Origin of the sequence: Tahibacter soli (assembly GCF_025717065.2) — a bacterium.
GTDB lineage: Bacteria > Pseudomonadota > Gammaproteobacteria > Xanthomonadales > Rhodanobacteraceae > Tahibacter > Tahibacter soli.
Genome location: NZ_JAOVZO020000003.1, coordinates 18,454 through 43,356, shown reverse-complemented (window position 1 = coordinate 43,356; position 24,903 = coordinate 18,454). Strand labels below are relative to the sequence as shown.

The 24,903-nt window shown below is 69.3% G+C and carries 27 protein-coding genes and 1 pseudogene; 16 read left to right on the top strand and 12 right to left on the bottom strand.

The features are described from left to right. The first annotated feature begins 41 nt into the window (after positions 1 to 41). Entirely contained in the window at positions 42 to 2,093 is a 2,052-nt protein-coding gene (locus OD750_RS02625) for a M13 family metallopeptidase (RefSeq protein WP_263545857.1), read from the top strand. A gap of 57 nt (positions 2,094 to 2,150) precedes the next feature. On the opposite strand, the gene OD750_RS02620 is transcribed toward OD750_RS02625, so the two are convergent. After that, positions 2,151 to 2,471: a hypothetical protein gene (locus OD750_RS02620; RefSeq protein WP_263545856.1), complete on the bottom strand. Its 321-nt coding sequence runs from the start codon at positions 2,469 to 2,471 to the stop codon at positions 2,151 to 2,153. Positions 2,472 to 2,663: 192 nt separating this feature from the next. Here OD750_RS02620 and OD750_RS02615 point away from each other — a divergent pair, with 192 nt between their 5' ends. Further along, the gene (locus tag OD750_RS02615) at positions 2,664 to 3,074 is read left to right on the top strand and encodes a VOC family protein (RefSeq protein WP_263545855.1); all 411 of its coding nucleotides are present in this window, start codon (positions 2,664 to 2,666) and stop codon (positions 3,072 to 3,074) included. Here OD750_RS02615 and OD750_RS02610 read toward each other — a convergent pair. The 4 genes from OD750_RS02610 to OD750_RS02595 form a co-directional block, all read right to left on the bottom strand. Beyond that, on the bottom strand, positions 3,055 to 4,467 hold the full coding sequence (locus tag OD750_RS02610; RefSeq protein ID WP_263545854.1) for a S41 family peptidase: 1,413 nt from the start codon (positions 4,465 to 4,467) through the stop codon (positions 3,055 to 3,057). The two genes, OD750_RS02615 and OD750_RS02610, sit on opposite strands and share 20 nt — an antisense overlap. A 93-nt stretch (positions 4,468 to 4,560) precedes the next feature. Beyond that, positions 4,561 to 5,502, bottom strand: coding sequence for a TolB family protein (locus OD750_RS02605; protein WP_263545853.1), 942 nt, complete (start codon positions 5,500 to 5,502; stop codon positions 4,561 to 4,563). A gap of 259 nt (positions 5,503 to 5,761) precedes the next feature. After that, positions 5,762 to 6,724: a TolB family protein gene (locus OD750_RS02600; RefSeq protein WP_263545852.1), complete on the bottom strand. Its 963-nt coding sequence runs from the start codon at positions 6,722 to 6,724 to the stop codon at positions 5,762 to 5,764. A gap of 155 nt (positions 6,725 to 6,879) precedes the next feature. Continuing rightward, the gene (locus tag OD750_RS02595; RefSeq protein WP_263545851.1) at positions 6,880 to 7,461 is read right to left on the bottom strand and encodes a hypothetical protein; all 582 of its coding nucleotides are present in this window, start codon (positions 7,459 to 7,461) and stop codon (positions 6,880 to 6,882) included. Here OD750_RS02595 and OD750_RS02590 point away from each other — a divergent pair. The 5 genes and pseudogenes from OD750_RS02590 to OD750_RS02570 all read left to right on the top strand — a co-directional run. After that, positions 7,414 to 7,581: pseudogene (locus OD750_RS02590) on the top strand (histidine kinase); the annotation flags it as partial. The gene OD750_RS02595 and the pseudogene OD750_RS02590 sit on opposite strands and share 48 nt — an antisense overlap. 101 nt (positions 7,582 to 7,682) lie before the next feature. Continuing rightward, positions 7,683 to 8,039 (top strand): ATP-binding protein, encoded by a 357-nt coding sequence (locus tag OD750_RS02585; protein WP_263545850.1) that lies wholly within the window; start codon positions 7,683 to 7,685, stop codon positions 8,037 to 8,039. Next, positions 8,036 to 8,812, top strand: a complete 777-nt coding sequence (locus OD750_RS02580) for a LytR/AlgR family response regulator transcription factor (RefSeq protein WP_263545849.1) — start codon at positions 8,036 to 8,038, stop codon at positions 8,810 to 8,812. Before OD750_RS02585 ends, OD750_RS02580 begins: the two co-directional genes overlap by 4 nt. Positions 8,813 to 9,002: 190 nt before the next feature. After that, entirely contained in the window at positions 9,003 to 9,200 is a 198-nt protein-coding gene (locus OD750_RS02575; protein WP_263545848.1) for a CsbD family protein, read from the top strand. A 50-nt stretch (positions 9,201 to 9,250) separates the two neighbouring features. Beyond that, complete coding sequence (locus OD750_RS02570; RefSeq protein WP_263545847.1) at positions 9,251 to 9,403, top strand: DUF3309 domain-containing protein; 153 nt, start codon at positions 9,251 to 9,253, stop codon at positions 9,401 to 9,403. On the opposite strand, the gene OD750_RS02565 is transcribed toward OD750_RS02570, so the two are convergent. Beyond that, positions 9,366 to 10,844: an MFS transporter gene (locus OD750_RS02565; protein ID WP_263545846.1), complete on the bottom strand. Its 1,479-nt coding sequence runs from the start codon at positions 10,842 to 10,844 to the stop codon at positions 9,366 to 9,368. The two genes, OD750_RS02570 and OD750_RS02565, sit on opposite strands and share 38 nt — an antisense overlap. 124 nt (positions 10,845 to 10,968) lie before the next feature. Between OD750_RS02565 and OD750_RS02560 the strand changes: the two genes are divergently transcribed. Continuing rightward, entirely contained in the window at positions 10,969 to 11,859 is an 891-nt protein-coding gene (locus tag OD750_RS02560) for a LysR family transcriptional regulator (protein ID WP_263545845.1), read from the top strand. A gap of 42 nt (positions 11,860 to 11,901) precedes the next feature. Next, positions 11,902 to 12,240: a hypothetical protein gene (locus OD750_RS02555; RefSeq protein ID WP_263545844.1), complete on the top strand. Its 339-nt coding sequence runs from the start codon at positions 11,902 to 11,904 to the stop codon at positions 12,238 to 12,240. Positions 12,241 to 12,269: 29 nt separating this feature from the next. Here OD750_RS02555 and OD750_RS02550 read toward each other — a convergent pair whose 3' ends face one another. Further along, the gene (locus OD750_RS02550; protein ID WP_263545843.1) at positions 12,270 to 13,181 is read right to left on the bottom strand and encodes an AraC family transcriptional regulator; all 912 of its coding nucleotides are present in this window, start codon (positions 13,179 to 13,181) and stop codon (positions 12,270 to 12,272) included. A gap of 96 nt (positions 13,182 to 13,277) precedes the next feature. On the opposite strand from OD750_RS02550, the gene OD750_RS02545 reads away from it, so the two are divergent. Both OD750_RS02545 and OD750_RS02540 read left to right on the top strand, forming a co-directional pair. Next, the gene (locus OD750_RS02545; RefSeq protein ID WP_263545842.1) at positions 13,278 to 14,024 is read left to right on the top strand and encodes an SDR family oxidoreductase; all 747 of its coding nucleotides are present in this window, start codon (positions 13,278 to 13,280) and stop codon (positions 14,022 to 14,024) included. Between the two features lie 77 nt (positions 14,025 to 14,101). Then, the gene (locus OD750_RS02540; RefSeq protein ID WP_263545841.1) at positions 14,102 to 15,124 is read left to right on the top strand and encodes a saccharopine dehydrogenase family protein; all 1,023 of its coding nucleotides are present in this window, start codon (positions 14,102 to 14,104) and stop codon (positions 15,122 to 15,124) included. A gap of 7 nt (positions 15,125 to 15,131) precedes the next feature. On the opposite strand, the gene OD750_RS02535 is transcribed toward OD750_RS02540, so the two are convergent. Continuing rightward, the gene (locus OD750_RS02535; protein ID WP_263545840.1) at positions 15,132 to 15,674 is read right to left on the bottom strand and encodes a DUF2569 domain-containing protein; all 543 of its coding nucleotides are present in this window, start codon (positions 15,672 to 15,674) and stop codon (positions 15,132 to 15,134) included. A gap of 231 nt (positions 15,675 to 15,905) precedes the next feature. On the opposite strand from OD750_RS02535, the gene OD750_RS02530 reads away from it, so the two are divergent. Then, entirely contained in the window at positions 15,906 to 16,337 is a 432-nt protein-coding gene (locus OD750_RS02530) for a VOC family protein (RefSeq protein WP_263545839.1), read from the top strand. Positions 16,338 to 16,577: 240 nt separating this feature from the next. Here OD750_RS02530 and OD750_RS02525 read toward each other — a convergent pair whose 3' ends face one another. The 3 genes from OD750_RS02525 to OD750_RS27470 form a co-directional block, all read right to left on the bottom strand. Then, positions 16,578 to 18,242: a collagen-like domain-containing protein gene (locus OD750_RS02525; RefSeq protein WP_263545838.1), complete on the bottom strand. Its 1,665-nt coding sequence runs from the start codon at positions 18,240 to 18,242 to the stop codon at positions 16,578 to 16,580. Continuing rightward, a complete protein-coding gene (locus OD750_RS02520) occupies positions 18,239 to 18,505 on the bottom strand; it encodes a hypothetical protein (protein ID WP_263545837.1) in 267 nt (88 codons plus the stop codon). The genes OD750_RS02525 and OD750_RS02520 overlap by 4 nt, the downstream gene beginning before the upstream one ends. Before the next feature lie 539 nt (positions 18,506 to 19,044). Next, the gene (locus tag OD750_RS27470) at positions 19,045 to 19,146 is read right to left on the bottom strand and encodes a SymE family type I addiction module toxin (protein ID WP_425508212.1); all 102 of its coding nucleotides are present in this window, start codon (positions 19,144 to 19,146) and stop codon (positions 19,045 to 19,047) included. 400 nt (positions 19,147 to 19,546) lie between these two features. Here OD750_RS27470 and OD750_RS02515 point away from each other — a divergent pair, with 400 nt between their 5' ends. Both OD750_RS02515 and OD750_RS02510 read left to right on the top strand, forming a co-directional pair. After that, positions 19,547 to 19,870: a type II toxin-antitoxin system RelE/ParE family toxin gene (locus OD750_RS02515; protein ID WP_263545836.1), complete on the top strand. Its 324-nt coding sequence runs from the start codon at positions 19,547 to 19,549 to the stop codon at positions 19,868 to 19,870. Further along, complete coding sequence (locus tag OD750_RS02510; RefSeq protein WP_263545835.1) at positions 19,867 to 20,223, top strand: helix-turn-helix transcriptional regulator; 357 nt, start codon at positions 19,867 to 19,869, stop codon at positions 20,221 to 20,223. Before OD750_RS02515 ends, OD750_RS02510 begins: the two co-directional genes overlap by 4 nt. 63 nt (positions 20,224 to 20,286) lie before the next feature. On the opposite strand, the gene OD750_RS02505 is transcribed toward OD750_RS02510, so the two are convergent. Beyond that, a complete protein-coding gene (locus tag OD750_RS02505; RefSeq protein WP_263545834.1) occupies positions 20,287 to 23,607 on the bottom strand; it encodes a hybrid sensor histidine kinase/response regulator in 3,321 nt (1,106 codons plus the stop codon). A 119-nt stretch (positions 23,608 to 23,726) separates the two neighbouring features. Between OD750_RS02505 and OD750_RS02500 the strand changes: the two genes are divergently transcribed. Continuing rightward, entirely contained in the window at positions 23,727 to 24,203 is a 477-nt protein-coding gene (locus OD750_RS02500; RefSeq protein WP_263545833.1) for an SRPBCC family protein, read from the top strand. 247 nt (positions 24,204 to 24,450) lie between these two features. After that, positions 24,451 to 24,858: a GFA family protein gene (locus OD750_RS02495; protein ID WP_263545832.1), complete on the top strand. Its 408-nt coding sequence runs from the start codon at positions 24,451 to 24,453 to the stop codon at positions 24,856 to 24,858. The last annotated feature ends 45 nt before the right edge of the window (positions 24,859 to 24,903 follow it).

Sequence of the window (24,903 nt, the reverse complement as noted above, 5' to 3'; positions counted from 1 at the left end):
CCCAAGCCCCGCGCGAGCGGGCCCGCCATCGAAGGATCTCCATGAAACAGCGCCTCTTCAAACCGCTCGCCCTCGCCGTCGGCCTCGCCGTCGCGTCGTACGGCCACGCCGCCGTCGAACTCACGCGCGGCATCGACGTCAAGCAATTCGACAAGAAGCTCAACCCGTGCGGCGACTTCTTCGGCTACGTCAACGGCAACTGGATCCGCGCGAACGCGATCCCGGGCGACCGCTCGACGTGGGGCAGCTTCGAGCAGCTCGACGAGGCCTCGCTCGCCGCGACGCACGACATCGCCGAAGCCGCCGCGAAGGACCTCGCCTCGGCCAAGCCCGGCTCGATCGAATCGAAGATCGGCGCGTTCTACAAGAGCGGCATGGACGAAGCGGCGGCGAACAAGGCCGGCGTCGCGCCGATCGCCGATACGTTGAAGCGCATCGACGGCCTGAAGACGCCCGAAGAGATCGCCGCGTTCCTGCACGACGCGCACGCGCAGGGCCGCGCGCAGCTGTTCAACTTCGGCGGCGAAGCCGACTTCAAGAACTCGACGATGCAGATCGCCTACGCGTTCCAGGGAGGCCTCGCGCTGCCGGAGCGCGCGTACTACCTTGAAGACGGCAAGGACGGCAGCTACAAGAAGATTCGCGACGCGTACGTCGCGCACGTCGCCAAGGTGCTCGAACTCGCCGGCACCGACAAGGCCGCCGCGGCGGCGCAGGCCGGCAAGGTGCTCGCGTTCGAGAAGCGTCTGGCCGAAGCCTCGCTCGCGCCGGTCGAACTGCGCAGCCCGGAAAACCAGTACCACTACGTGACGGTCGAAGAGGCGCAGAAGCAGAATCCGCGCTTCGGCTGGAACAAGTTCCTCGCGAGCCAGAACCTCGACATCAAGGGCTTCTCGCTGTCGCAGCCGAAGTTCTTCGCCGCCGTCGACGCGATGCTGGCCGACGTGCCGGCCGCCGACTGGCAGGCCTATCTGCGCGCGCACGTGATCGACGGCGCGTCGCCGTATCTGTCCGACGCGCTGGTCGAAGAAAATTTCAATTTCTATTCGAAGACGCTGCGCGGCCAGCAGGAAAACCGCCCGCGCTGGAAGCGCGTGATCGACACGGTCGAAGAAAGCATGGGCATGGCGATGGGCCAGCTCTACGTCGACAAGAACTTCCCGCCGGAAGCGAAAAAGCGCGCGCAGGAACTCGTCGACAACCTGCGCGCCGCGACGAAGGAGCGCATCGAGAAGCTCGAATGGATGGGCGCCGACACGAAGAAGAAGGCGCTCGACAAGTGGGCGAGCTTCACGCCGAAGATCGGCTACCCGGACGAGTGGCGCGACTGGTCGGGCCTCGCGGTGAAGCCGGAAGGCTACTTCGCCAACGTGTCGGCCGCGGCGAAGTTCAACCACGACTGGGACATGGCCAAGATCGGCAAGCCGGTCGACAAGAAGGAATGGGGCATGACGCCGCAGACCGTCAACGCCTACTACAACCCGCTCAAGAACGAGATCGTCTTCCCCGCCGCGATCCTGCAGCCGCCGTTCTTCGACGCCAAGGCCGACGACGCGCTCAACTACGGCGGCATCGGCGCCGTGATCGGCCATGAAATGATGCACGGCTACGACGACGAAGGCAGCAAGTTCGACGCGACCGGCAACCTCGCCGACTGGTGGACGAAAGAAGACCGCACGAAGTTCGAGGAGCGCACCGCGCGACTGGTCAAGCAGTTCGACGACTACGTCGCGATCGACGGCCTGCACGTGAAGGGCCAGCTCACGCTCGGCGAAAACATCGCCGACCTCGGCGGCCTGTCGGTGTCGTACGACGCGTTCAAGCTCGCGCAGGCGCGCGACAACAAGAACTCGAAGGAACAGATCGACGGCCTGCTGCCGGACCAGCGCTTCTTCATCAACTTCGCGCAGGTGTGGCGCCGCAACTTCCGTCCGGAAGAACTGAAGCGCCGCCTCAACGTCGATCCGCACGCGCCGGCGCAGTTCCGCGCGATCGGCGCGCCGTCGAACATGCACCAGTTCGCCGAGGCGTTCTCGTGCAAGGCCGGCGATGCGATGGTGCGTTCGGGCGACAAGCTCGTGAAGATCTGGTAATTGCCGCAATGTGAACGAAGAAGAAGGCGCCGCGAGGCGCCTTTTTCTTTGGCGCGGTCAGCGCGGCAGCCGGTCGATGTACAGGCCGCCGTCACGGCACGCGTCGACGCCGCGATAGACGACCGTGCGGCCGCCGCGAAACGCGACGCGCACGTCGTAGCGGCAGCCGCCCGCGGCGAGTTCGACCCGCGTCGCCTCTCCGCCGTGCAACGGCTCGACGAGCGGCACGTCGAGGAACGCTTCCTCGCCGGCCGGCGCCGCGGCGAGCGACGTCACGGTGTCGGGCGCGCGGTTGACGAGTTCGAGGTAGCGCGTCGGCGTACGCGCAAGAGCGCCCCCGGCGACGGCGGCGAAGAAAACGATGCGGAACACGCGCATGACGGAACTCCGGAAAGGCGGCGGCGTTGCTAGCCGGTGCGCCGATCGAACCATCGCCGCGTGTTTTCGAAAACGATTCCGGGACGAGTCGTCGCAACGATGTGGACGAATCGTCGCGGGCGCGGGACGAATCGCGCCGCGAAGCGCCGGCTACGCGCACAATCGAACCTGCGATCCTCGCGGAGCGGACTCATGCACGAGCTGATGATCAACCTCGACGTCCCCGACCTCGACGCCGCCGTCGCGTTCTATGTGCGCGCGCTGGACCTGCGCGAAACACGCAGGCTGTTCGGCGGCGCGATCGCCGAACTCGCCGGACTGCCGGCGCTGCTGTACCTGATCGAGAAACCGGCCGGCACGATCGCGGCGGGCGAACAGCCGCGCGACTACGCACGCCACTGGACGCCGATGCACCTCGACGTGATCGTCGACGACGTGCATGCCGCCGTCGCGCGCGCCCTCGCCGCGGGCGCGACGCTCGAACGCCCGCCGGCCGAGGCCGGCTGGGGCGTCATCGCCGGGCTCGCCGATCCGTTCGGCCACGGCTTCTGCTTCGTCGAATGGCGCGCCGGTTACGACGTCGTCACGGTGCCGGCGAGGTGAGCCAGGCCGTCGCGGCGGCGAGCGTCTCGGCCTCGCCGTCGACGACCTCGTCGGGCTCGACCTTGCCGCCGAACGCCGTGCCGTGGCGATCGAGATCGATCGCGGTCGACAGCAGCAGGCGGCTGCCGTCCGGCAGCTTGTGCATCGAGTTCGCGTTCGCCTGTCCGTGGGTCGCGCGGCCGAATGCGCGCGCGTTCGGACGGCCGTGGAACGCGACCGCGACCGCCTCGCCGGAACTCGCGGTCTTCGGACCGAGCAGCACGGCGACGCGCGCGTTCGAAAGATCGGCGTGCGCTTTCACGCCGTCGACGAGGTCGCCGGCGCGCCAGCGCTCGACCTTGCCGTCGCGGTCGCGAAAGCCGCCGATCTCGCCGTCGCCGAGCAGCGCGCGCAGTCCGGCGAGCATCGGCCACATGTTGCCGCCGCCGTTGCCGCGCAGGTCGACGATCCAGCCGCGCGTGGCCTGTGCGGAAATCGCGTCGATTTCAGCGGCCATCGTCTGCGCGAACGCGGTCACGTCCGCCGGATTGCCGCCGGTATACGCCGGCACGCGCACGTAGCCGATGCCGCCGGCTTCGAGCCGCACGACCGGCGATTCGATCGCGCGTCCGGCACCGTCGTGGTCTTCCGCATCGGCACGTTCCATCAGAAAGCTGTGCCCGTCGCGCAGTTCGGCGAGCAGCGCGCGGATCGCCGCGTACGCGACCGGCGCGGGATCGCTGTCGCCGGCCATCGCGCGATAGCGCGCAGATGCGGCCGGCCAGTCGATCGCATCCGCCTTGAGCGCCTTGTCGCGCACGATCGCGATCGCCGCGTCGATCGTCGCGCGCGCGGTGACGCCGCCGGCGGGTTTCGCGTCGGCGTCGACGCGCAGCCGCAGACGGTCCGCGACGACCGAGCCCTTCCCCGGCAGCACGACGCCGAACACGACGTGCGTCGCCGCCTGCGGCACCCACAGGCCGATCTCGCGGCGCGCCGACGTGCCGGGCGGCACCGGCTGCGGCGCCGACGTCGCAAAGCCGATCGGCTTGGCGTTCGCATCGTCGGCGCGCAGCCAGATCGTCACGTTGTTCGCCTCCGCCGACGGCTCGAGCGTCGCTTCGACGACGACGCGCGAACCGCGCAGCGGCGCCGCGTCGACGGCCGTTCCCGTGCCGCCGAAGTCGCCCTCGGGCGACGCGCTCGCGCGCACGACGACGCGCGTGCCTTCGCCGCGCGGATCGCCGAGGGCTTCGGCCGTATAGCCGCCCTTGGCGTTGATCGTCTTCCACGCGAGCGGCGCGGGGGCGTCGGCCGCGGCGAACGGCATGGCCGTCGCGGCGGCCAGCGCGAATGCGGCACGCGCGAACAGGTCGATCCAACGGCCGCCGCGCGGCCTCCTTCGTGCGGTCATGCGTTCCCTCCGATCGTGCAGCCCCGTCACATTGTCCACAAGCGGACAATGCGCGGGCTCGCCGCTCGGCACGATGAGAACGCAGCCGCCGTTTCAAGTTCCCGGTCGCGCGCACGGCGACGCGAGCTCGAGCGCGTCGAGGTCGATGCGGTAGATGTCGCGCAGGCCGTTGCCGGGCGCGTTCAGCTTGCGATCCAGCCCGCCGGCATCGAGACGGCGGCCAGCAGGCTCGCCGAACGTGCTGCGGTTGCTCGTGAAGTACAGGTACTTGCCGTCGGGCGTCGCGCGCGCGCCGAATTCCCAGCCGGTCGTGTTGAGGTTCTCGAGGTTGCGCGGTTCGGTCCACGCGCCGTCGCAGCGATACGTCACGTACAGGTCGTAGGCGCCGCGCGTGTCGGGCCGGCCGTCGCTCGAAAAGATCAGCCAGCTCTCGTCGGGCGAGACGTACGCCTCGATATCGTTGCCGGGCGTGTTCAGCGCGGCGAGATTTTCCGGCTCGCCGAAACCGTCGCCCTGCGGCTGCGCGCGCCACAGGTCGCACTTGCCCTTGCCGCCGGGTCGTTCGGAGCCGAAATAGATCGTGCCGCGGTCGGTCAGCGTCGGAAAGTATTCGTCGCCGTCGCTCGCGAGCGCGTCGACGCGCGAGAACTCGCCCCACCCGGCGCCGTCGCGACGGCGCACCCAGATGTCGGTGTCGGTATGCGCGCGCCCGGCGACGGGCCGGTTCGAAATGATGTACGTCGCGTTGCCGTCGCGCGTAAAGAACACGTCGGCGTCATTGTACTGCCCCGAGAACGGCGCGACCTCGGGCGTCGACCAGCGGCCGTCGACGAACGTCGTTTCGAGCAGGGTCCAGTAGCGAAAGTCCGGACTCGACCGCACGAAGTACGCGGTGTTGCCGTCGAGCGAGAACGTCGGGTGCGCATCGTCGTGGCCGGTCGAGAAGATGCCGGTGCCGAAGATCTCGGGCCTGGCGATCGGGGTCGGCGAGGCGTAGGGCGGCGCGGCTTGCGCGCCGACGGCGACGAGAAGCATTGCGATTGAACTTGCAAGACGATGCATCGTTGTTCACTCCGCCACGTTTGGAAAATGACTCCCTCTCCCCCGCAAGCCTGCGGGGGAGAGGGTCGGGGTGAGGGGGCGACGCTTCGCGCTTCGTCGCGCTCAAGGAAGTATCCGGCGCAGCCCCCTCACCCCATCCCTCTCCCCCAACCAAGCTTGGGGGAGAGGGTGTTGCGTGGCTCAGTCTACGGACAGGATTCGCGCATGCGGTTGCAACGACCGCTTTCTCACATCAACGCCCGCACGGCGACACGAGTTTCAACGCCGCAACGTCGACCTGATACACGTCGTTCAACCCGTTGCCCGGCGCGTTCAACCGCCGGTCGAGCTCGGCCGTCGTCAGGCGCCTTCCCTTCGGTTCGCCGAACGTGCTGCGGTTGCTCGTGAAGAACAGATAGCGTCCGTCCGGCGACAGCTTCGGCGCGTAGTCCTTCGCGTCGCTGTTGATGCCGTCGCCGAGGTGGCGCGGCTCGGTCCACGCGCCGTCGCACCGCCACGACACGTACAGGTCGTACTTGCCGAGCGTGTCGGCGCGTCCGTCGCTCGCGAGAATCAGCCAGCTCTCGTCGGGCGCCGCGAACGCCTCGATCTCGTTGCCCGGCGTGTTCAGCGCCGCGAGATTCTCCGGCGGTCCGAAGCCGTCCCCGGCGCGCGGCGCGCGCCATACGTCGGTGCCGCCCTGGCCGCCGTCGCGTTCGGACGCGAAATACATCGCGCCGCTGTCGACGACGATCGGAAAATACTCGTCGGCGGGACTCGACACCGCGTCGACGCGCCGGAACTCGCCCCAGCCGTCGCCGTCGCGATGCGCGACGAAGATGTCGGTATCGGCGTGCGCGCGGCCGTCGACCGGTCGGTTCGACGCGAGCCACAACGTGCGGCCGTCGCGCGAGAACGTCGGATCGGCGTCGTTGTACCGTCCCGAGAACGGCGCGACCTCGGCCGCGTTCCAGCGCCCGTCGCGGTAGTGCGACGCGACGATCGTCCACCAGCGCCCGTCCGGCGAATTTCGCAAGAAGTACAAAGTGCGGCCGTCCGGCGAGAACGTCGGCGGACCGTCGGACAGACCGGTCGACACGACGCCCGGCGCGAACGGCACCGGCCGCGGCAACGGCACGGGCGACGCGTACGGCGACGCCGCCCCGCTGTCGCAGAACGTCAGCGCAAGAACCATCGTCAGGGCACTGCGGTACATGGGCGGCTCCGCAAGATCGGCGCGCCACCGTAAGTCGGCGCCGCGACGGCGCAAAGGACCACCTCCCGCGCGGCGCATGCGACCACGGCGGCCGGCGATGCGGGGCGAATCGTCGTGCCGGCATGGCGAATCGTCGCCGCGCGCCGGCGCGCTTTTCAGCGTCGCACGCGCCCTCTACGATGCCGCCGATGAACGTTCGTCTCGGCAGCATCGAAATCGGCCTGTCGCGCTACGTCGCGCTGTGGTCGTCGGTCGTCGTCGTCTTCGCGCTGCAGCGCTGGGTCTACGATCTGCTGCTCGCCGACACATGGCCGGCGATCGTCTACCTGCGCTGGTCGGCGATCCAGTGGGGCGCGTGGGCCTGCCTCGCGCCGCTGGTGTTTCGCCTCGCCGAGCGCTGGCCGATCGCCGCGCCGCCGCGCGGGCGCGCGTACGCGATGCACGCGATCGCGAGCGCCGGCGTGACCATGATCGCGATCGCCGCCGGCGCGCTCGTCTCGACGCTGTTCGAGCCCAGCGGTTTTGCGCTGCAGCTGCGCTACTTCGTCGCGCAGCACGTCGCGACGGGCCTTTTGACATACTGGGCGCTGCTGGCGATCCGGCAGGCGCTGCACTACCAGGCCGAGAAGGCGCGTCGCGACATCGAAGCGAGCCGGCTCGCGACGGAACTCGCGCAGTCGCGGCTGCAGGTGCTCAAGACGCAGCTGCAGCCGCACTTCCTGTTCAACACGCTGCACGCGATCGTCACGCTGCTCGACGAGGACGCGCTGTCGGCCGAGGACATGCTGCTGCGCCTGTCGAACCTGTTGCGCGCGTTTCTCGAAGACTACGACGGCCAGGAGATCTCGCTGCGCCGCGAACTCGCGCTGCTCGATCTGTATCTCGGCATCCAGCGCACGCGCTTCAAGGATCGCCTGACGACGCAGATCTACGCGCGCCCGACGCGCTCGACGCCGCGGTGCCGAGCCTTCTGCTGCAGCCGCTCGTCGAGAACGCGATCACACACGGCATCGGCAAGCGCGTGGGCGCCGACTGTATCGAAGTGGAAATCCGTCGCGAAAACGACACCCTGTGCATCGACGTGCGCAACCGCAACAGCACGCTCGAACCCGGCGACGGCGCGGCCGGCCACGGCATCGGCCTCGCGAACACGCGGCTGCGCCTCGCCGAACTCTACGGCGATGCCGCGCAGCTGCGGCTCGACATGCTCTGGCCGCAGGGCGTCGCATGCCGCCTGCGCCTGCCGTTCCGTGCCGTCGTCGACGACGACGCACCGCCCGAACACGAACACGAACCCGGGCACGCGCGCGCATGAGCATCGCCGCGCTCGTCGTCGACGACGAACCGCTCGCGCGCCGCGCGATCGTGCGCCTGCTGCGCAACGACGCCGACATCGCGCTCGCCGGCGAATGCGGCGACGGCGCGTCGGCCGTCACGGCGATCCGAGAGCGCAAGCCGGATCTCGTGTTTCTCGACATCCAGATGCCGGCGATGACCGGCCTCGACGTCGTCGCGGCGATCGGCGCCGCCGACATGCCGCCGACGGTGTTCGTCACCGCATACGAGCAGTACGCGGTACGCGCCTTCGACGCGAACGCGCTCGACTATCTCGTCAAGCCGTTCGGCCGCGAGCGCTTCGCCGAGACGCTGCGGCGCGCGAAGACGCGCCTCGCCGCCGCCGACGCGCAAACGCAAGCGTCGGCGCAGATCGCGAAGATGCTCGACGCGCTGCGCCGCCGCGACGAGCATCTCGAACGCCTGCGCGTGCGCATTGGCGAGCACGTCGCGCTGATCGACGTCGACGACGTCGTCTGGATCCGGGCGAACGGCAATACCGTACAAATCCACCTTGCCGATCGCGTGCACGAGCTGCGCGAAACGATGGCGACGCTGGCCGAGCGGCTCGACCCGCGCCGTTTCGTGCGCGTGCACCGTTCGGCGATCGTCAACGTGCGGCGCGTAAAGACGATCCACCCGTGGTTCAACGGCTATCACGTCGTGACGATGGACAACGGCCAGCAGCTGCGGATGAGCCGGTATCAGCACGAGGCGTTTTTGCGGCTCGCGACGATGCGGGGCGACGCGTAAGCCGCTCACAAGCGGACTCGGCGGGGTCCTGCATCGCGCAATCCCCGCGTCCGTCACGGCGCAATGTGCATGGCGCAACGTCCGCATTCGCCGCGTTTTCACAGGGATCGGCCGCTGGCACGGCTGTTGAAGCATTCGATTGCCGCGATCAACGGGTCGCGTCGCTCATCTTCAACCAAGGAGTCCGGTCATGAACGAAGACAAGATCAAGGGCAAATGGAAGCAGCTGTCGGGTTCGCTGCAGGCCAAGTGGGGCAAGCTCACCGACGACGACGTGCAGGCCGCCGAGGGCAACGCGGAATACCTCGAGGGCAAGCTGCAGGAGCGCTACGGCATCGCGCGCGACGTGGCGAAGAAGCAGATCAAGGATTTCGCGGATTCTCTCTGAGTCTTTCCCGGCGCGGCGCCTTCGCGGCGCCGCGCCTTCAAGGAGCTGCCATGCGCCTCGTCCTGATCGTACTGCTGCTGTTCCTGCTGCTCGGCGCGCTTCCGACCTGGCCGTACAGCGCCGGCTGGGGCTATTACCCGAGCGGCGGCCTGGGTCTGATCCTGCTCATCGTTCTGATCGTCGTGCTGATGCGGCGAGCGTAGCCGCGATCGACGAATCGACGGCGCGGCGCCGCTCCCACGGACGCCGCACCGCGATCGCCAGCGCGCCCGCGACCAGCACCGTCGCGATCGCGAACGTGACGCGCAATCCGCGCGCCACCGCTTCCGCGCTCGCCTGCGCGCCGTCGCGCGCATCCGCCGCGAACGCGAACACCGCGCCCATCGCGGCGGCGCCGGTGACGAGGCCCAGGTGGCGCGAGAGGTTGAGCAATCCCGAAACCACGCCGCGCTGCTCCGCGCCGATATCGCGCATCACCGCCGTGTTGTTCGCGGCCTGGAACAGCGCGTAGCCGGCGGTGACGACGACGAGCGGCACGACGTAGCCGGCGACGCCGAACGCGGGCGGCAACAGCGTCAGCGCGCCGCAGCCGATCGCGAGGGCGACAAGCCCGACGATCGTCGCACGGGCCGCGCCGTGGCGATCGACGAGCCGTCCCGCCGGCACGCCGCTCAGCGCCGAGACGACCGGCCCCGCGGACATGACCAGACCGACCCGCGCCGCGTCGAGCGCGAGCGCGCCGGAGAGATAGAACGGGCCGACGACGAGCGTCGCCATCATCACCGTCATGACGGTCGCACTCAGCGCGAACCCCGCGCGCAATCGCGGCTCGCGCAGCAGCGACAGGCGCACGAGCGGCGACGCGGTTCTCGCCTCGACGAACGCGAACAGCACCGCGCCCGCCGCGGCGGCCGACAGCAGCGCGACGTTGAACGCGCCGAAGCCGCCGCGATGCGCCGTCAGCGCGAGCGCGTACGCGGCGAGCGTCAGCGCGAGCAGCAGCAGGCCCTTGAGGTCGAAGTGCCCGCGCTCGGCAATCGGCGTCGCGCGGTCGCGCGGCAAGTGGCGATACGCGAGCGCGAACGCGAGCATGCCGAACGGAACGCCGGCGAGAAAGATCGCGCGCCAGCCGAAGCTCGCGATCAGCACGCCGCCGAGCGATGGTCCGAGTGCGGTACCGACCGCGGACATCGTGCCGAGCCAGCCCATCGCGCGGCCCGTCCGCTCTTTCGGCACCGCGTCGGCGACGAACGCAAGCGTAAGCGCCGTCATCACCGCCGCGCCCGCGCCCTGCGCCGCCCGCGCCGCGACCAGCCATTCCAGCGACGGCGCGACGCCGCACGCGAGCGACGCGGCCGCGAACACGCTCAGGCCGAACAGCATCAGGCGGCGCCGGCCGGCCAGGTCGCCGAGTCGCCCGGCGCCGACGATCAGCGCGGTGATCGCGATCAGGTACGCCAGCACGACCCACTGGACGCGCGCGAACGACGCGTCGAACGCGCGCGCGAGCGTCGGCAGCGCGACGTTCGCGATGCTCGTGCCGAGCGAGGCGAGCAGCGTGGCGAGCGAGAGGCTCGCCAGCGCGCGGCGCGACGACGGCGCGCGGTCGGTTTCTTCCGGTACGGACTTCGATACGGCGTTCAACGCGGCAACTCCCGATGCGATGCCGCAAGCGTAGGGGCCGTCGAAACCAGGCGGAAGACGCACGAGTTGCACTGAATACGTGCACGAAACGCCATGCCAGCACGAACCGTGCTACGTTCGCCGCGTGTCCGCGCCCGACTTCAACCTGCTCGCCGTGCTCGACGTGCTGCTCGCCGAAGGCAGCGTCGCGCGCGCCGCGCAGCGCCTGCGGCTGAGTCCGTCGGCGATGAGCCGCGCGCTCGCGCGGCTGCGGGAAACGACCGGCGATCCGCTGCTCGTCAGGGCCGGACGCGGCCTCGTTCCGACACCGCGCGCGCTCGAACTGCGCGAGCGCGTCGGGCGTCTCGTCGACGAAGCGCGGGCGGTGCTGCGGCCCGCCGAAGCGCTCGATCTCAAGCGGCTCGCGCGCACGTTCACGCTGCGCACGAGCGACGGCTTCGTCGAGAACTTCGGCCCGGCGCTGATCGCGCGCCTGCGCGACGACGCGCCCGGCGTGCGATTGCGCTTCGTACAGAAATTCAACAAGGAGAGCACGGCGCTGCGCGACGGCACGGTCGATCTCGAGACCGGCGTCGTCGGCGACGCGACGGGTCCGGAGGTGCGCACGCGCGCGCTGTTCCGCGACCGCTTCGTCGGCGTCGTGCGCAAGGGCCATCGCCTCGCCCGCGGCGCGGTCACGCCGGCGCGCTACGCGGCGGGCGCGCATGTGCTGGTGTCGCGGCGCAATGCCGGCACCGGGCCGGTCGACGACGCGCTGCAGGCGCTCGGCCTCGCGCGCGAGATCGTCACGATCGTCGGCGGCTTCGCGGCGGCGCTCGCGCTCGCGCGCGCGTCCGACCTCGTCGCCACGGTGCCCGAACGGCACACCGGCAACCTGCGCGCGGGCATGCACAGCTTCGCGCTGCCCGTGACGACGCGGCCTTTTACGGTGTCGATGCTGTGGCATCCGCGCATGGACGCCGACGCGGCGCACCGCTGGCTGCGCGAGTGCGTGCGCGAAGTGTGCGCGCAGTGACGCCGCCTTGACCCCTGCCCGCCGCGGTGCTCAAGTACCGGCATGAAGATCTCCCGCAACACCGAGCAACTGCTGTTCGGCCTCGGCGTCGCCGCCGCCGCGATCGCCGGCATCGCGATTCCGCTGATCGTGGGCACGTTCGTGCCGACGCTGCGCCAGTTCGCAGTCGAGCTGCCGAACCTCACGCGCTGGTTCGTTGAGACGCGCTGGCTGTTCCTGCTGCTGCCGTTCGTCGTGGTCGCCGTGTGGTTCGTCTGGCCGATCCGCGCGATGCGTTCGGTCGCGGCGCTCGCGACCGGCGTCGGATCGCTCGTCGTGCTGCTGCCGCTCGCGACGTTCGCGATGTACTACCCGGTCATGGTGCTCGGCAGTCTCGTCTGAGCGCGCCGGACAAGTGCAAAAAGCGAAACCTACGCGAACGCCCGCCGCCGCGCACGCGCGTAGCGCCCCGGCGGCTCTCCGACGTGCCGCGCGAACGCCGTGCTGAACGTGCTCGCCGAACCGTAGCCGACGCGCTCGGCCACCTGCGCGAGCGCGAGTTCGCCGTCGCCGAGCCAGCGCCTGGCGACCGCCATGCGCCACGCGAGCAGGTATTCCATCGGCGTCATGCCGAGCGTGCGCACGAAACGATCGAAGAACGCCGAGCGCGACAGCGCCGATGCCTTGGCGAGCTGCTCGACCGTCCACGCCTGCGCGATGCGCGCGTGCATCTGCTGCAGCGCGGGCGCGAGGCGCGCGTCGGTCAGTCCGCGCAATAGGCCCGGCGGCGCGTCGGTGCCGCCCGACGCGCGCAGCGCTTCGACGAGCAGCACTTCCACGAGTCGCGCGAGCACGAGTTCGCGCCCCGGCCGCCGGTCGGCCGACTCCTCGCCGACCAGCCGCACGAGCAACGACAGCCGCTCGACGCCGCGCACATGGATCAGCTGCGGCAGCAGCGACACGAGCAGCCTCGAGTCCGGCGAATCGAACGCGAACGCGCCGCCGACGAGGCGCACGTCGGGCGGCCCGCTCTGCGTGCCGTGACGCACTTCGCCGGACGGCGCAGGCGTGCGCTTCGGGTCGATCCGCTGCGGTGTCGCAGGCCGGAAGCCCGACATCGTGAAGCCCGGCGTGGCCGGCAGCAGCAGGAAGTCGCCGGCCGCGAGCGTCAGCGGCGCGTGGCCGTCGACGGCGAGACGGCACGCGCCTTCGAGCACCGCGCAGAAGCTCGGTTCGCCGTATTCGGCGTAGCGCACGGCCCAGCGGCCGGCGCCGCTGATGCCCTTCGAGAACACCGCGCGCGGTCGCAGCAGGCGGACGACTTCGGACAGCGGATCGGTCATGGCCGGACTCTTGCCAAAGAAATTCGGACTTTTCATCGTAGATAGTCCTGCAATCGTCGCCCAAGATGCGCACCGGATCAATCACTGGAGACAACGATGAAAACCGTACTGATTACCGGCTGCTCGTCCGGCTACGGCCTCGAAACCGCGCGGCGCTTTCACGCGGAGGGTTGGAACGTGATCGCGACGATGCGTACGCCGAGCGACGCCGCGTCGGCGCCGGCCGAACGCTTTCGCGTACTCGCGCTCGACGTGACGCGGCCCGACGGCATCGCGGACGCGCTCGATGCGTGCGGCCCGATCGACGTGCTCGTCAACAACGCGGGCATCGGCCTGTTCGGCGCGTTCGAAGCCACGCCGATGGCGACGGTGCGGGACGTGTTCGAGACGAACACGTTCGGCACGATGGCGGTGACGCAGGCGGTGCTGCCGCGGTTTCGCGCGCGCCGCTCGGGCACGATCGTCAACGTGACGTCGAGCGCGGTGCTCGCGCCGATGCCGCTCGTCGCGGCGTACACCGCGAGCAAGACGGCGATCGAAGGATTCACGGCGTCGCTCGCGCACGAACTCGCGCACTTCGGCGTGACCGTGAAGCTCGTGCAGCCCGGCTATGCGCCGACGACGCGCTTCACGAGCAACGGCCAGACGCGCATGCAGGGCCTGATTCCGGAAGCCTACGCGCCGTTCGCGCAGGCGGTGTTCGCATCGCTGGCGCAGATCGGCGCCGTGACCGTGGCGGCCGACGTCGCCGATGCGGTGTGGCGCGCCGCGAACGATGCGACCGGGCAGCTGCGGTTTCCGGCGGGGCCCGATGCGGTCGCGCTCGCGCAGGCGAGTCGCTAAAGATTTCGACAGCGGCGATCGGCGCGAACGCGTCTACTGTGCGTGCCCGAACGGCGGGCACGAACGGATAGCGCGTCATGTCGGAACGGAACGGAGCTTCGAATCGCAACGTCACGGTGTACGGCGCCTACGGGCACACCGGCCGCTTCGTCGTCGCGGAGCTGACGAGGCGCGGATGGACTCCGGTGCTGTCCGGCCGCGACGCCGCGAAACTGCACGCGTTCGGCGCGGCGTACCCGGCGCTGGAACGGCGCGTCGCATCGGTCGACGATGCGGCGTCGCTCGATCGCGCCGTCGACGGCGTCGTCGCGGTGATCAACTGCGCCGGCCCGTTTCTCGACACGGCGCCGCCGCTGATCGCCGCGGCACTGCGCGCGCGCGTGCACTACCTCGACGTGACCGCCGAACAGCAGGCGGTGCTCGACGCGTTCGAACACGACGAAGCCGCGAAGCGCGCCGGCGTCGCGGTGCTGCCCGGCATGGCGTTCTACGGCGGCCTCGCCGACCTGCTCGCGACGACGGCGATCGGCGACTGGCCGCGGGCCGACGCGATCGACATCGCCGTCGCGCTCGACAGCTGGCAGCCGACGCTCGGCACGCGCCTGACCGGACAGCGCAACCACTACCGGCGCCGCGTGATAACGAACGGCCGGCTCGATTTTCTCGCCGACCCGGCGCCGACGCGCGAGTGGACGTTCGACGCGTCGTTCGGAACGCAGACGATGCTCGCATTGCCGTTCTCGGAAACGATCACGATCTCGCGGCACCTGCAGACGCAAGAATTGCATTCGTATATCAATCGGTCGGCCATAGAAGACATCCGCGATCCGTCGACGCCGCCGCCGGTCGCGAGCGACGAGACCGGCCGATCGTCGCAGCGGTTCGCGATCGAGGCGGTCGTGCGCAACGGCGACGCGGTGCGACGCGTCGCCGCGAGCGGGCGCGACATCTACGCGGTCACGGCGCCGCTGGTGATCGAGGCGATGACGCGCGTGGTCGACGGGCGCAGCAGGAAGGTCGGCGTCGTCGCCGCGGGCGAAGCGTTCGACGCGCCGGATTTTCTCGCGGCGCTGTCGCCGGGTTGTCTGCGTCTGAGCTGAAGTGCGATCACCACTCGTCAACCGCCGGTTCGCGGCGTTCGACGCGAGGCGCAGTCGCCGTTGCAGGTGCCTCGGTGAACGTATTTCTGACGCGCTTCGAATACAGGAAATACGGAATCCAGATCGCGGACGCGATGACGGCGCGAACGAGATCGCGATAGAGGTCGGCGTCGGACATGCCGACCATCGGAAATCCGTTGTGCTTCACGACGGCGATATCCGCCCACTGCAGCGCGACCACGGCGAGCATCCACTGGATGTAGCGCATCGGCAGCTTCGGCGACCGGGTGAAGAAGCGCCACGCGAGATAGAGGGTTGCCGCAAACAGCGCGATGCTGCTCGCCAAGCTGGCGAACGCGTAGCCGGCCCAGTTCGGGTGATAGAAGGCGGACCCGGGTTCGGTGAAAGCCGGCTGCGTAGTCACCGTGACCAGCACGGTCGCCTGCGTGTAGATCGCAAATGCCAGCCGGATCGGCGACAGGATCAGCCCGATCGCCGGCAGCAGCAGCCAGCCGCCGATGCCTTGCGGCTCCGCGTTCGTTGCACTCATCGTTTTCCCCTGTGGTTGCCGCCGTCGCCTCGTTTCGTACGAGGCGCGGTCTCGCATCTGGCAGGAATGTGCGATGCAGCGGAAAGCGAACATTCGTTCGGCGCCAGGAGACGATCAGAGTCGCAAAGCTCCGGGCGCGTAGCTCCGAACGCTTCGGGCTTGCCACAATCGCCCCGCTGGTCACCGCTTCGGCGTTCGCCGCCTGCAACATCGACTATCCACGGAGGCACCGTGCCCCTCGATCCCCAAGCCCCGACCGACCCCTGCGCGCGCGCATCGACACCGTTCCCGCCGGCCTGCCCGGAAGTCCCGGTCGGCGACCTGCCGAAGGCGCTCGCCTACTATCGCGACCAGTTGGGTTACCACATCGACTGGTCGGACGAGCAGCTCGGTCTCGCCGGCCTCTCGCGCGGCGACACGCGGCTGTTCATGAGCGACGCGGATTTCAGAGACCAGCGCGGCAACCGGCCGCCGATCGTGCTGTGGTTCAACGCGTCGGACCGCGCCGAGGTCGACGCGATACACGCGGAATGGAACGCGGCCGGCGCACGCATCGCCGGTCCGCCGGAAGCCAGGCCGTACAAGCTCTACGAATTCTTCGCGCACGATCTCGACGCGAACGTGTTTCGTGTGTTCTACGACTTCGCCTGGGAAGAGAGATGAGGTACGCGTCGACGCGTACCCTGGGCCGTGTCTTCGTCTTCGCGCTTGCGTGCAGCGGCACGGATACCTGCCCGATCCGGAGAAGCTCGATTGGCCCGAAACCGTCCGCCGCGACAACATGCGGCTCTGACGCGCGGCGAGTCTTGCGTCATTCGCCAAATCTGCACGAATCCCATAGATAACTTTATCGAAGCGATGCCGTCGCCGGCACCGCTTCGCTGTGTCATCGACGCGAGCGCGTTACAGCAGCCCGTTCTCCGGTGCCGGCGTGACCAACTGAATCGCGTAACCCGCCGAGCCCGCCGTGGCCGCCGTGAACGCCTGACCGGCGACCGGATTGCCGAAGCCGCCGCTGCCGCCGTTGCCCGCGCACGCACCGCCGCCGCCGCCGGGCTGATTGGTGCTCGCGGCACTGGCGTCGGTACCCGCCGCGCCGCCATTCACCAGCAGCTGCGAGCCGGGCGCGTTGATCGACGTCGCGGCCACGAGCTTGATGATGCCGCCGCCGCCCCCGCCGCCGCCGCCCGCGCCGGCCGCCCCGCCGTTGCCGTTGACGCCGGGACCGCCCGAGCCGCCCACCGCGCGGATGAAGCCGGTGACGGTGATCGTGCCCTGCGACGCGATGACGACGATGCCGCCGGCGCCTCCGCCCGGCCCGGGAATGTCGGTCGCGCCGCCCGGGTTGATCCCCGAGCTGCCGTTCGCGTTGATCGCGCCGCCGGCAGCGACGCTGACGTTGCCGCGCGCCGCGATCGTGAGGCCGCCGCCGCCTTCGCCGCCCGTGACGTTGCCGAGCGAGACGTTGCGATCGCCGGCACCGCCGGCCGTCGCGGCCGGCGGGCGGATCTGCGCCGCCTGCAGCACGCCCAGGCCGAGGCCGCCGTGGATCTGCCCCGCCGGTGCGAGCGCGACGCCCTGGCCCGGTCCACCGTTGCCGTTGTCCGACGCGCCGGACGCGACGATGATCGTGCCGGTGCCGGTGATGCTGACGTTGCCGGTCGCGCGCAGCACGACGCCGCTCGGCACGATCAGCGTGCCGGAAATCGTGATGTCGGTGAATTGCAGCGTGGCCCTGCCGCTGCCGAGCAGCGTGTTGAAGCCGGAAGCCGTGGTCAGGTCGAGCGTGTTGCCGAACGCCACATTGAACGCGCCGGCGCTGCCGTCGCCGTAGAAGCCGAGCGCGCCGCTCGTGCCTTGCGGGCCCTGGGCGCCCTGCGGGCCTTGCGGACCCGGCGGACCTTGCGGCCCCGTCGGACCGAGATCGCCGGTGATGCCGGTCGCGCCCGACGGACCCGTAGGCCCGGTCGGACCCGTGGCGCCCGTCGGTCCCGTAGCACCGGTGGGACCCGTCGGTCCGGTCACGCCTTGCGGACCGGCATCGCCGGTCGCGCCGGTCGCACCCGTGACGCCGGTCGGACCGGTCGGACCGGTCGGACCGGTCGGACCGGTCGCCCCCGTCGCCCCGGTCGGACCTTGCAGGCCGGTGGCACCCGTCGCGCCCGTTGCACCGGTCGCGCCGGTCGCCCCGGGATTGCCGTTCAGCGCGTACTGCGCGACCGGCGCGGCAGTGACCGGCTGACGCGGTGTGAGCGGCTGGCCGTTGACGGTGATCTGCAGCCAGCGCTGCTGGCCGTTGAACGCGCCGGGAAACGACAGGTCGATCGTGAACAGGCCGTCGAGCACGGGATACGCGTTGGCCGTGACGGTGCTGCCGATCTGCAGTCCGCCGGTCGCCGCGTCGAACAGCGCGAAGGTGAGGTCGCGCGTGCCGGTGACGGGCTCGTTGTCGAGCTTGAGCTGGCCCTGGTAGGTGAAGGTCTGCGCCTGCGGCGCGGCGTGCGCGGCCGACAGTGCGAGCGCGCCGGCGATCACCGCGCCGAGCAGTTTGCGACGTACCGAAATCATGGTGTTGCCCCCTGAAAACCGTCAGAAAAAATGCGATCGGAAACGCGCGGCGCGGCGACCCAGAAGCCGCCGGTCAGCTGATAGCTGCCGCTGTCGGAATAGCCGGGCGCGGGCTGGCCGATCGTTCCGGCGAGCGTGGTGCCGGACGCGGCGGACACACCGCCGCCGCCGTTGATCGCCTGCCAGTCGATGCGGTAGTCCGCGACCGCGGTCGCGGCGGGCAGCAGCAGCAATGCCGCGGCCCAGCGAGCGCGCGGCGTCATCGGTCTGCCCCGGGTCGGGCAAGTGAGAGGTACATGGATTCCCCCTGAAGGAATGGCGTTGGTGCGGCGCCAAAGCCGGCACGACGCGCAGCGTACCGAGCCCGTCGCGGCGTCGATGATCGAAGCGCTGCGAATCGGGTTGTCCGTGGTTGCCGCTTGTCGGCGCGGGAGAGGCGCGGGTGCCGTGCGACCGTACGGCGCACGACGGATGAATCGTCGCAGTTGTGATGCGGGAGTAGCAAGGGCGACCAACGGGGGAGGACGCTGGTGGTTGTGCGGCGATAGTTCCGGGTGTCGAAACACGCTTTGAGTTCTTTCTGTATGGCGTTGCGATGACCGCTGCGAGCCTGCTGAAATTTTCCACAATCCGTCAAACGAGCCGCCACACCGGTGCGGGGCGGTACGACACGCGAAAAAAAGCCAAAGCTCGCCGACGCTTCTCACACGATCGACGCCCGGGCGACGTTCCTTGATCGTGCATTGCGCGCACAGCAGGACAAGCGGAAGCCTCGACGCGCGAAGCTTCCGCCGGTGAGACGTCAGGCGCGGGTCATGACGAGACGGCCGCGGGTGATGCGGATGACGACGACGTCGTTCGGTTCGAAGCCGGCGTTCGAGAGCCAATTGCCACGCAGGCGGATGTACGGGACGAGCCGTTCGGAGAAACCGCTGTTCGTGGAATAAAGTGACGTACCGATACGAATGCACTTTGTGGATTATGTGGAAGATTTATGCTTGGGCTTGGCCATGATCCACCTTGTAGGAAGTGGGTTGTGGTTGGCGAACGGCGTGGCCCAAACCGCGCCGTTCGCGCTCTGCCCTTCAGCAACAGGTCGCTGCGGGCGACCTTTCAGAGCGCCGCGCGCAGGCACGTCAAGGATTCGGTTCTATCGAACTTGCGCAGTCCTTGACGTGCCGAGCACAGCGCTAGCCTGAGACGACCGCAGCGAGCTTTGTATTGCGCTGCACGCGGCGAGCTCCGGCTTCTCGCGCGAACCTGGTGCGAACCTGGTGCCAACCTATAACAAGGATGCTATAGTCATGACATGGCAGCTGAGCTACTACAACGCCAAGGTCGCGGCGGCGATCGCGTCGTGGCCCGCCGGGATACGTGCGCGCTTCCTGCGCATCGTCGAGGTCATGAACGAATATGGCCCCGATCTTGGCATGCCGCATACGAGAGCCATGGGCGTCGGGTTGTTCGAGATCCGGGCGAAGAGCAGCGAAGGAACCGGACGAGCGTTCTACTGCACCTTGGTCGGTCGGCGCATCGTGATCTTGCACGCGATCATCAAGAAGACCGAAAAGACGCCCGCGCTCGATCTTGAAACAGCGCGAACACGATTGAGAGAGGTGAGAACATGAGCCGCGACCGCTTCAATCCGGTCCCCCTGGATATCGACAAGACGCGCAAGCGCTGGTCGCGAGACCCGGCCTTCGCGAAAGCCTACGACGCACTGTCCGATGAATTCGCCGCACTGGCCGAACTGGTCCGCGCACGCCAGCAGGCCGACATGACGCAGGCCGATGTTGCCGAGCGCATGGGCGTCGCACAGGCGACCGTGGCGCGTCTGGAATCGAGCGCGGGCAGTCGCAAGCATGCACCGTCGATGGCCACGCTGCGCCGCTATGCCGATGCCGTCGGATGCGTGTTGCTGATCACGCTCGCGCCGAAGCCTGCCGCGAAGAAACCGAATTTACGCAGTAGCGCGCGGTGATGCCGCAACAAACGAGCGGGACATTCAAAGGCACGGTTCGGCCACGGACTCGGTTATCGAGTATTACTTGACGACTGCCGCCAGCACCCTCGCCATCAACGACTTCAACGCCAACGGCTTCAACGGCTTGTAGAGGATCAAGCACCCTGCCGCCTCGCAATCCGCCCGCGTCGCATCGCTCTGGTCCGCCGTGATCACCACGCACGGAATCTCGCCGTGCGCCGCCACGATCTGCGCACGCACTTCCGGCCCCGTCACGTCGCCGTCGAGGTGGTAGTCGAGCAGCAGCACGTCCGGCTTCGCCTGCGCGCATGCCGCGAGCGCTTGCGACGCATCGGACGCCGCCGCCACTTCGCATTGCCAGCCGGCCAGCAATGCCTGCATCGCTTTCAGCACCGCCGCGTCGTTGTCGACCACCAGCACCCGGCTTTTCGGCGCGCGGACGCGTTCGGTGCGCGCCGGCGTCAGCGCCGTCGCGTCGGGCGCCGCTCTCGGTACCGCGAGCGCGAATACGCTGCCGCGTCCCGGCCATGAGCGCAGCCGCAGTTCGTGGCCGAGCAGTCGCGCGATGCGTTCTGCAATCGCGAGACCTAGTCCGAGCCCGCCGCCGCCGCGGTCGAGTCGGCGGAATTCTTCAAAGATCAACGACTGGTTTTCCGGGGATATGCCCGGCCCGCTGTCCCACACTTCGATCACGATCTCGCCGCCGCGTCTGCGGCAGCCGATCAGCACGCGGCCTCTCGCCGTGTAGCGCACGGCGTTCGCGAGGAAGTTCTGCAGTACGCGCCGCAGCAGCTGCGGATCGCTGTCGACCCACGCATGCGTCGCGACCGCGCGCAGCTCCAGGCCTTTCTCCCGCGCCAGCACGCGGAACTCCGCCGCGAGATGCTGCAACAGCTCGTCGAGACGGAACGCGCGGCGCTCCGGCTTGAAGCCACCCGCGTCGAGTCTTGCGACTTCGAGCAGTCCGCCGAGCAGCCCTTCGGCCGAACTCAGCGCGCCGTCGATGTTCGTCACGGCTTCGCGGTATTGCGCATGCTTCAACTGCTGCGCGAGCGCATGTGTGAAGAGATGCGCCGCGTTCAACGGCTGCGCGAGATCGTGACTCACCGCCGCGAGCGAGCGGCTTTTCGCGGCGTTCGCGCGCTGCGCTTCGCGGGTCGCCGCTTCGAGTTCGGCCGTGCGTTCGACGACGCGCAGTTCGAGCGTTTCGTTCGCGCGCCGCAGTTCGTCTTCGCTGTGGCGAAACGCGGTGACGTCGGTAAACGTCGCGACGAAGCCGCCGCCCGGCATCGGGTTGCCGCGGATTTCGACGATCGTGCCGTCGGGAAAGCGCCGCTCCGAGACGTGCGGCGTGCCGGCGCGCCAGTGCGCGAGGCGCTTTTCCACTTGTTCCTCGATCGCATCGCCCGTCGCGAATCCGCGCTCGAGATTGAAGCGCAACAGGTCGGCCACCGGCCGGCCGAGTTCCAGCAGTTCCGGCGGAAAGCCGAACAGTTCGGCGTAGCGCCGGTTCCACGCGACCACGCGCAGTTCGCCGTCGACGACGCAGATGCCCTGGCTCATGTTCTGCAGCGCGGCTTCGAGCACGCGCTGATTGAAGCGCAGATCGGCCGACGCTTCGCCGACGATCGTGGCCACCTGGTCGAGTTCCGGCCCCGCGTCGCGCCGCGCGGTGTCGACGAGCAATCGCGCCGACGCCGCGCCGATCACCGCCGCGAGCTCGTGTTCGACCGCCGCGACGCGCGGCTCGGGCACGGCGCGCGCGTCGGCGACATCCGCGAACAGCGCGGCGACGCGTTCGTGAGACAGAAACCGCCGTGCGACGCGGCGCAGATCGGCGCCGGCGACCGCGACGCGCGCGCCGCGCTCGGTCGCGCCGCCGCGCTGCGCGACGAGCGACATCACCGCGAGATTCGCCGCGAGCGACAGGATCACCGCCCGGTTCAGCCGCCCCCAGTTGTCGAGGCCGAACAGCGTGTCGGGCGCGAGCCACGCGATGCCGAACGGACCGCTCGACACCCACGCGGCATCGCTGCCGGTAGCCGCGAGCAGCGTCGGCAGCAAAAGGATATAAATCCACACGGCGATACCGGCGGCGATGCCGCAGCCGACCGCACGCGCGCCGATCGCGGGGCGGTAGATCGCCGCGATGACCGCCGGCGCGAGCGTGCCGAGCGCCGAGAACGAACTCGCGCCGATGTCGGCCAGCGCTTCGCTCGCGCTGACCGCGCGGCTGTACAGCCACGCGAGCAGCACGATCGCGACGATGCCGACGCGCCGCTGCATCAGCACCGCGCCGCGCAGGTCGCCGCCGTGGCGCCGCGCCCAACCGGCGCGCAGCATCACCGGCGCGAGCCAGTGGTTGCCGATCATGAGGCTGAGCGCGAGCGTCGCGAGGATCACCATGCCGGTCGCAGCCGAGAGACCGCCGAGAAACGCGAGCAGCGCGAGGTTCGGATGGCCGGTGGCCAGCGGCAGCGCGAGCACGTAGAGATCGGACGGCACGCCGCGCGCGGCGAGCATCGCGTCGCCGGCGCGCGCGAGCGGCAGCACCGGCAGCGCGATCAGCACCATGTACAGCGGAAACAGCCAGCGCGCGGTCTTCAGGTGATTCGCTTCGCGGCATTCGACGACGCCGACGTGGAACTGGTGCGGCAATGTGAACATCGCAAGCGCGCCGAGCACGACGAGGCCGAACAGGCCGTCGCTGTTCGACACCCGCGGCACGGCGTTGCCGACGTCGACTTCGGCGAGCACCGCCGCGAGCGCGAGCATCGCGCCGAGTTTCAGCACCGCTTCGAACGCCATCGCGAGCACGAGGCCGCGATTGTGTTCGGCGGCCGACGCGCGGCGCGTGCCGAACAGGATCGCGAACAGCGCCATGACGAGCGCGACCCACAGCGCGCTGTCCTGCCACGCCGGCGCGCTCATTTCGTCGCCGCCGTGCGTGAGCAGCGAATAGCTCATCGCGACGGCTTTGAGCTGCAGCGCGATGTACGGAACGATGCCGAGCACGGCGACGGCCGTGACGAGCGCGGCGAGGCCCGAGCTGCGGCCGAAGCGCGCGGCGACGAGGTCGGCGATGGAACTCGCGTTGTACTCGCGCGCGATGCGCACGAGGCGCTCGAGCACGCCGATGCCGAACGCGTACAGCAGGATCGTGCCGATGAACGTCGGCGGCAGCCACCAGCCCGAATGCGCGGCCTGCGTGACGGTGCCGTAGAACGTCCACGACGTGCAGTACACCGCGAGCGACAGCGCGTAGACGTAGGCCCAGTGCCGCGACAGCCACTCGCCGCGCCGTTCGCCCCACAGCGCGATCGCGAACAGGCCGCCGAGCCAGACGAGGCCTGCGGCGATGACGAGCGGGTTGGCGGGCAAGGTCGGTTCCGTGCGGCGGGTCTCGCGCGATGGTACCGAACGCGGGGCGCGATGCGCCCTCGGCCTTTGGGACAGTGCCCGGCGCCCCCATGCCGTGCCGATCCCGTACGAGAGCCGCCATGACCGCCGAATCGAAGCCCGCGCGCATCGTCCAGTCGATCGACATCGACGTGCCGCCCGACGCCGTCTGGCACGCGTTGACCGAACCGCGACAAGTGGCCACGTGGATGTCCGACGACGAATTCGCGCTGGACACGGCCTGGCAGGTCGGCGGCCCGATCGCGTTTCGCGGCAGGCTGCACGGCAAGATTCCGTTCGAGAATACCGGCACCGTGCTCGCGTTCGAACCATCGCGCCTGTTGCGCTACTCGCACTACAGCTCGCTGTCGCGCCGCGCGTTTCCCGATACGCCGGAACATCGCGTGACGATCGAATTCGCCCTCGCGCCCTCGCCTGCCGGAACGACGCTGACGCTCGCGCTCGGCAATCTCGTCGACGATGCCGTGCGCGGGCATCTCGCGTTCTATTGGGACGTGACGTTGGTCGTGCTCAAGCGGTGGTGCGAGACAGGGACGACTGCGGCGCCGCACGCGTGACAAGACACTCCCTCTCCCCCGACTGCCGTCGGGGGAGAGGGCTGGGAGAGGGGGCGACGCCACGCACTTCGTCGAGATCGACGTAGACACTGGCGCCGCCCCCTCACCCTGCCCTCTCCCCCAAGCGAGCTTGGGGGAGAGGGTTCAAGCGTCGCGCAACACGCGATTGGCACGACCGCCGCGGCGCAGCCGTGCTCGCGTGACCCCGCGCTATAGTCGACATTCTTCGCCACAGGAGAACGCCACCATGACGACCTCTGCCGAAGGCGGCTGCCGTTGCGGCGCCGTGCGTTATCGCGTCACGGGCCCGATGGTGATCGGTACGCTGTGCCACTGCCGCAGCTGCCGGCTCGCGAGCGGCGCGCCGAGCGTCGGCTGGGCCTGTTTCGCGACGAAGGACTTCGCGTTCGTGCAAGGCGAACCGGTCGTCTACGCATCGTCGCCCGGTATCGAGCGCTCGTTCTGCGGGCACTGCGGTACGCCGCTGACCTATCGCAAGTTCGCCGAAGGCCGCACCGTCGACGTCACGACCGCGACGCTCGACGATCCCGAGGCATTCGCGCCGACGAAGGAAATCTGGGTCGGCGAGAAGCTCGGCTGGGCGTGTACGAATCCTGCAATGCGGCAGTTTGCACAAAGCAGCGCGGGGAGCTGAGCGGCCGGAAACGGCCACATCACCGACGCTCCCTCTCCCCCGACT

What these genes read in the sequence shown, in the direction of transcription:
- OD750_RS02570 (WP_263545847.1), top strand. Translation starts at nt 9,251, where the DNA reads ATGCGCCTCGTCCTGATCGTACTGCTGCTGTTCCTGCTGCTCGGCGCG.
- OD750_RS02550 (WP_263545843.1), bottom strand. Translation starts at nt 13,181, where the DNA reads ATGACCGATCCGCTGTCCGAAGTCGTCCGCCTGCTGCGACCGCGCGCG.
- OD750_RS02600 (WP_263545852.1), bottom strand. Translation starts at nt 6,724, where the DNA reads ATGTACCGCAGTGCCCTGACGATGGTTCTTGCGCTGACGTTCTGCGAC.
- OD750_RS02515 (WP_263545836.1), top strand. Translation starts at nt 19,547, where the DNA reads ATGACATGGCAGCTGAGCTACTACAACGCCAAGGTCGCGGCGGCGATC.
- OD750_RS02545 (WP_263545842.1), top strand. Translation starts at nt 13,278, where the DNA reads ATGAAAACCGTACTGATTACCGGCTGCTCGTCCGGCTACGGCCTCGAA.
- OD750_RS02580 (WP_263545849.1), top strand. Translation starts at nt 8,036, where the DNA reads ATGAGCATCGCCGCGCTCGTCGTCGACGACGAACCGCTCGCGCGCCGC.
- OD750_RS02615 (WP_263545855.1), top strand. Translation starts at nt 2,664, where the DNA reads ATGCACGAGCTGATGATCAACCTCGACGTCCCCGACCTCGACGCCGCC.
- OD750_RS02540 (WP_263545841.1), top strand. Translation starts at nt 14,102, where the DNA reads ATGTCGGAACGGAACGGAGCTTCGAATCGCAACGTCACGGTGTACGGC.
- OD750_RS02610 (WP_263545854.1), bottom strand. Translation starts at nt 4,467, where the DNA reads ATGACCGCACGAAGGAGGCCGCGCGGCGGCCGTTGGATCGACCTGTTC.
- OD750_RS02575 (WP_263545848.1), top strand. Translation starts at nt 9,003, where the DNA reads ATGAACGAAGACAAGATCAAGGGCAAATGGAAGCAGCTGTCGGGTTCG.
- OD750_RS02605 (WP_263545853.1), bottom strand. Translation starts at nt 5,502, where the DNA reads ATGCTTCTCGTCGCCGTCGGCGCGCAAGCCGCGCCGCCCTACGCCTCG.
- OD750_RS02495 (WP_263545832.1), top strand. Translation starts at nt 24,451, where the DNA reads ATGACGACCTCTGCCGAAGGCGGCTGCCGTTGCGGCGCCGTGCGTTAT.
- OD750_RS02625 (WP_263545857.1), top strand. Translation starts at nt 42, where the DNA reads ATGAAACAGCGCCTCTTCAAACCGCTCGCCCTCGCCGTCGGCCTCGCC.
- OD750_RS02555 (WP_263545844.1), top strand. Translation starts at nt 11,902, where the DNA reads ATGAAGATCTCCCGCAACACCGAGCAACTGCTGTTCGGCCTCGGCGTC.
- OD750_RS02500 (WP_263545833.1), top strand. Translation starts at nt 23,727, where the DNA reads ATGACCGCCGAATCGAAGCCCGCGCGCATCGTCCAGTCGATCGACATC.
- OD750_RS02525 (WP_263545838.1), bottom strand. Translation starts at nt 18,242, where the DNA reads ATGATTTCGGTACGTCGCAAACTGCTCGGCGCGGTGATCGCCGGCGCG.
- OD750_RS02510 (WP_263545835.1), top strand. Translation starts at nt 19,867, where the DNA reads ATGAGCCGCGACCGCTTCAATCCGGTCCCCCTGGATATCGACAAGACG.
- OD750_RS02620 (WP_263545856.1), bottom strand. Translation starts at nt 2,471, where the DNA reads ATGCGCGTGTTCCGCATCGTTTTCTTCGCCGCCGTCGCCGGGGGCGCT.
- OD750_RS02535 (WP_263545840.1), bottom strand. Translation starts at nt 15,674, where the DNA reads ATGAGTGCAACGAACGCGGAGCCGCAAGGCATCGGCGGCTGGCTGCTG.
- OD750_RS02520 (WP_263545837.1), bottom strand. Translation starts at nt 18,505, where the DNA reads ATGACGCCGCGCGCTCGCTGGGCCGCGGCATTGCTGCTGCTGCCCGCC.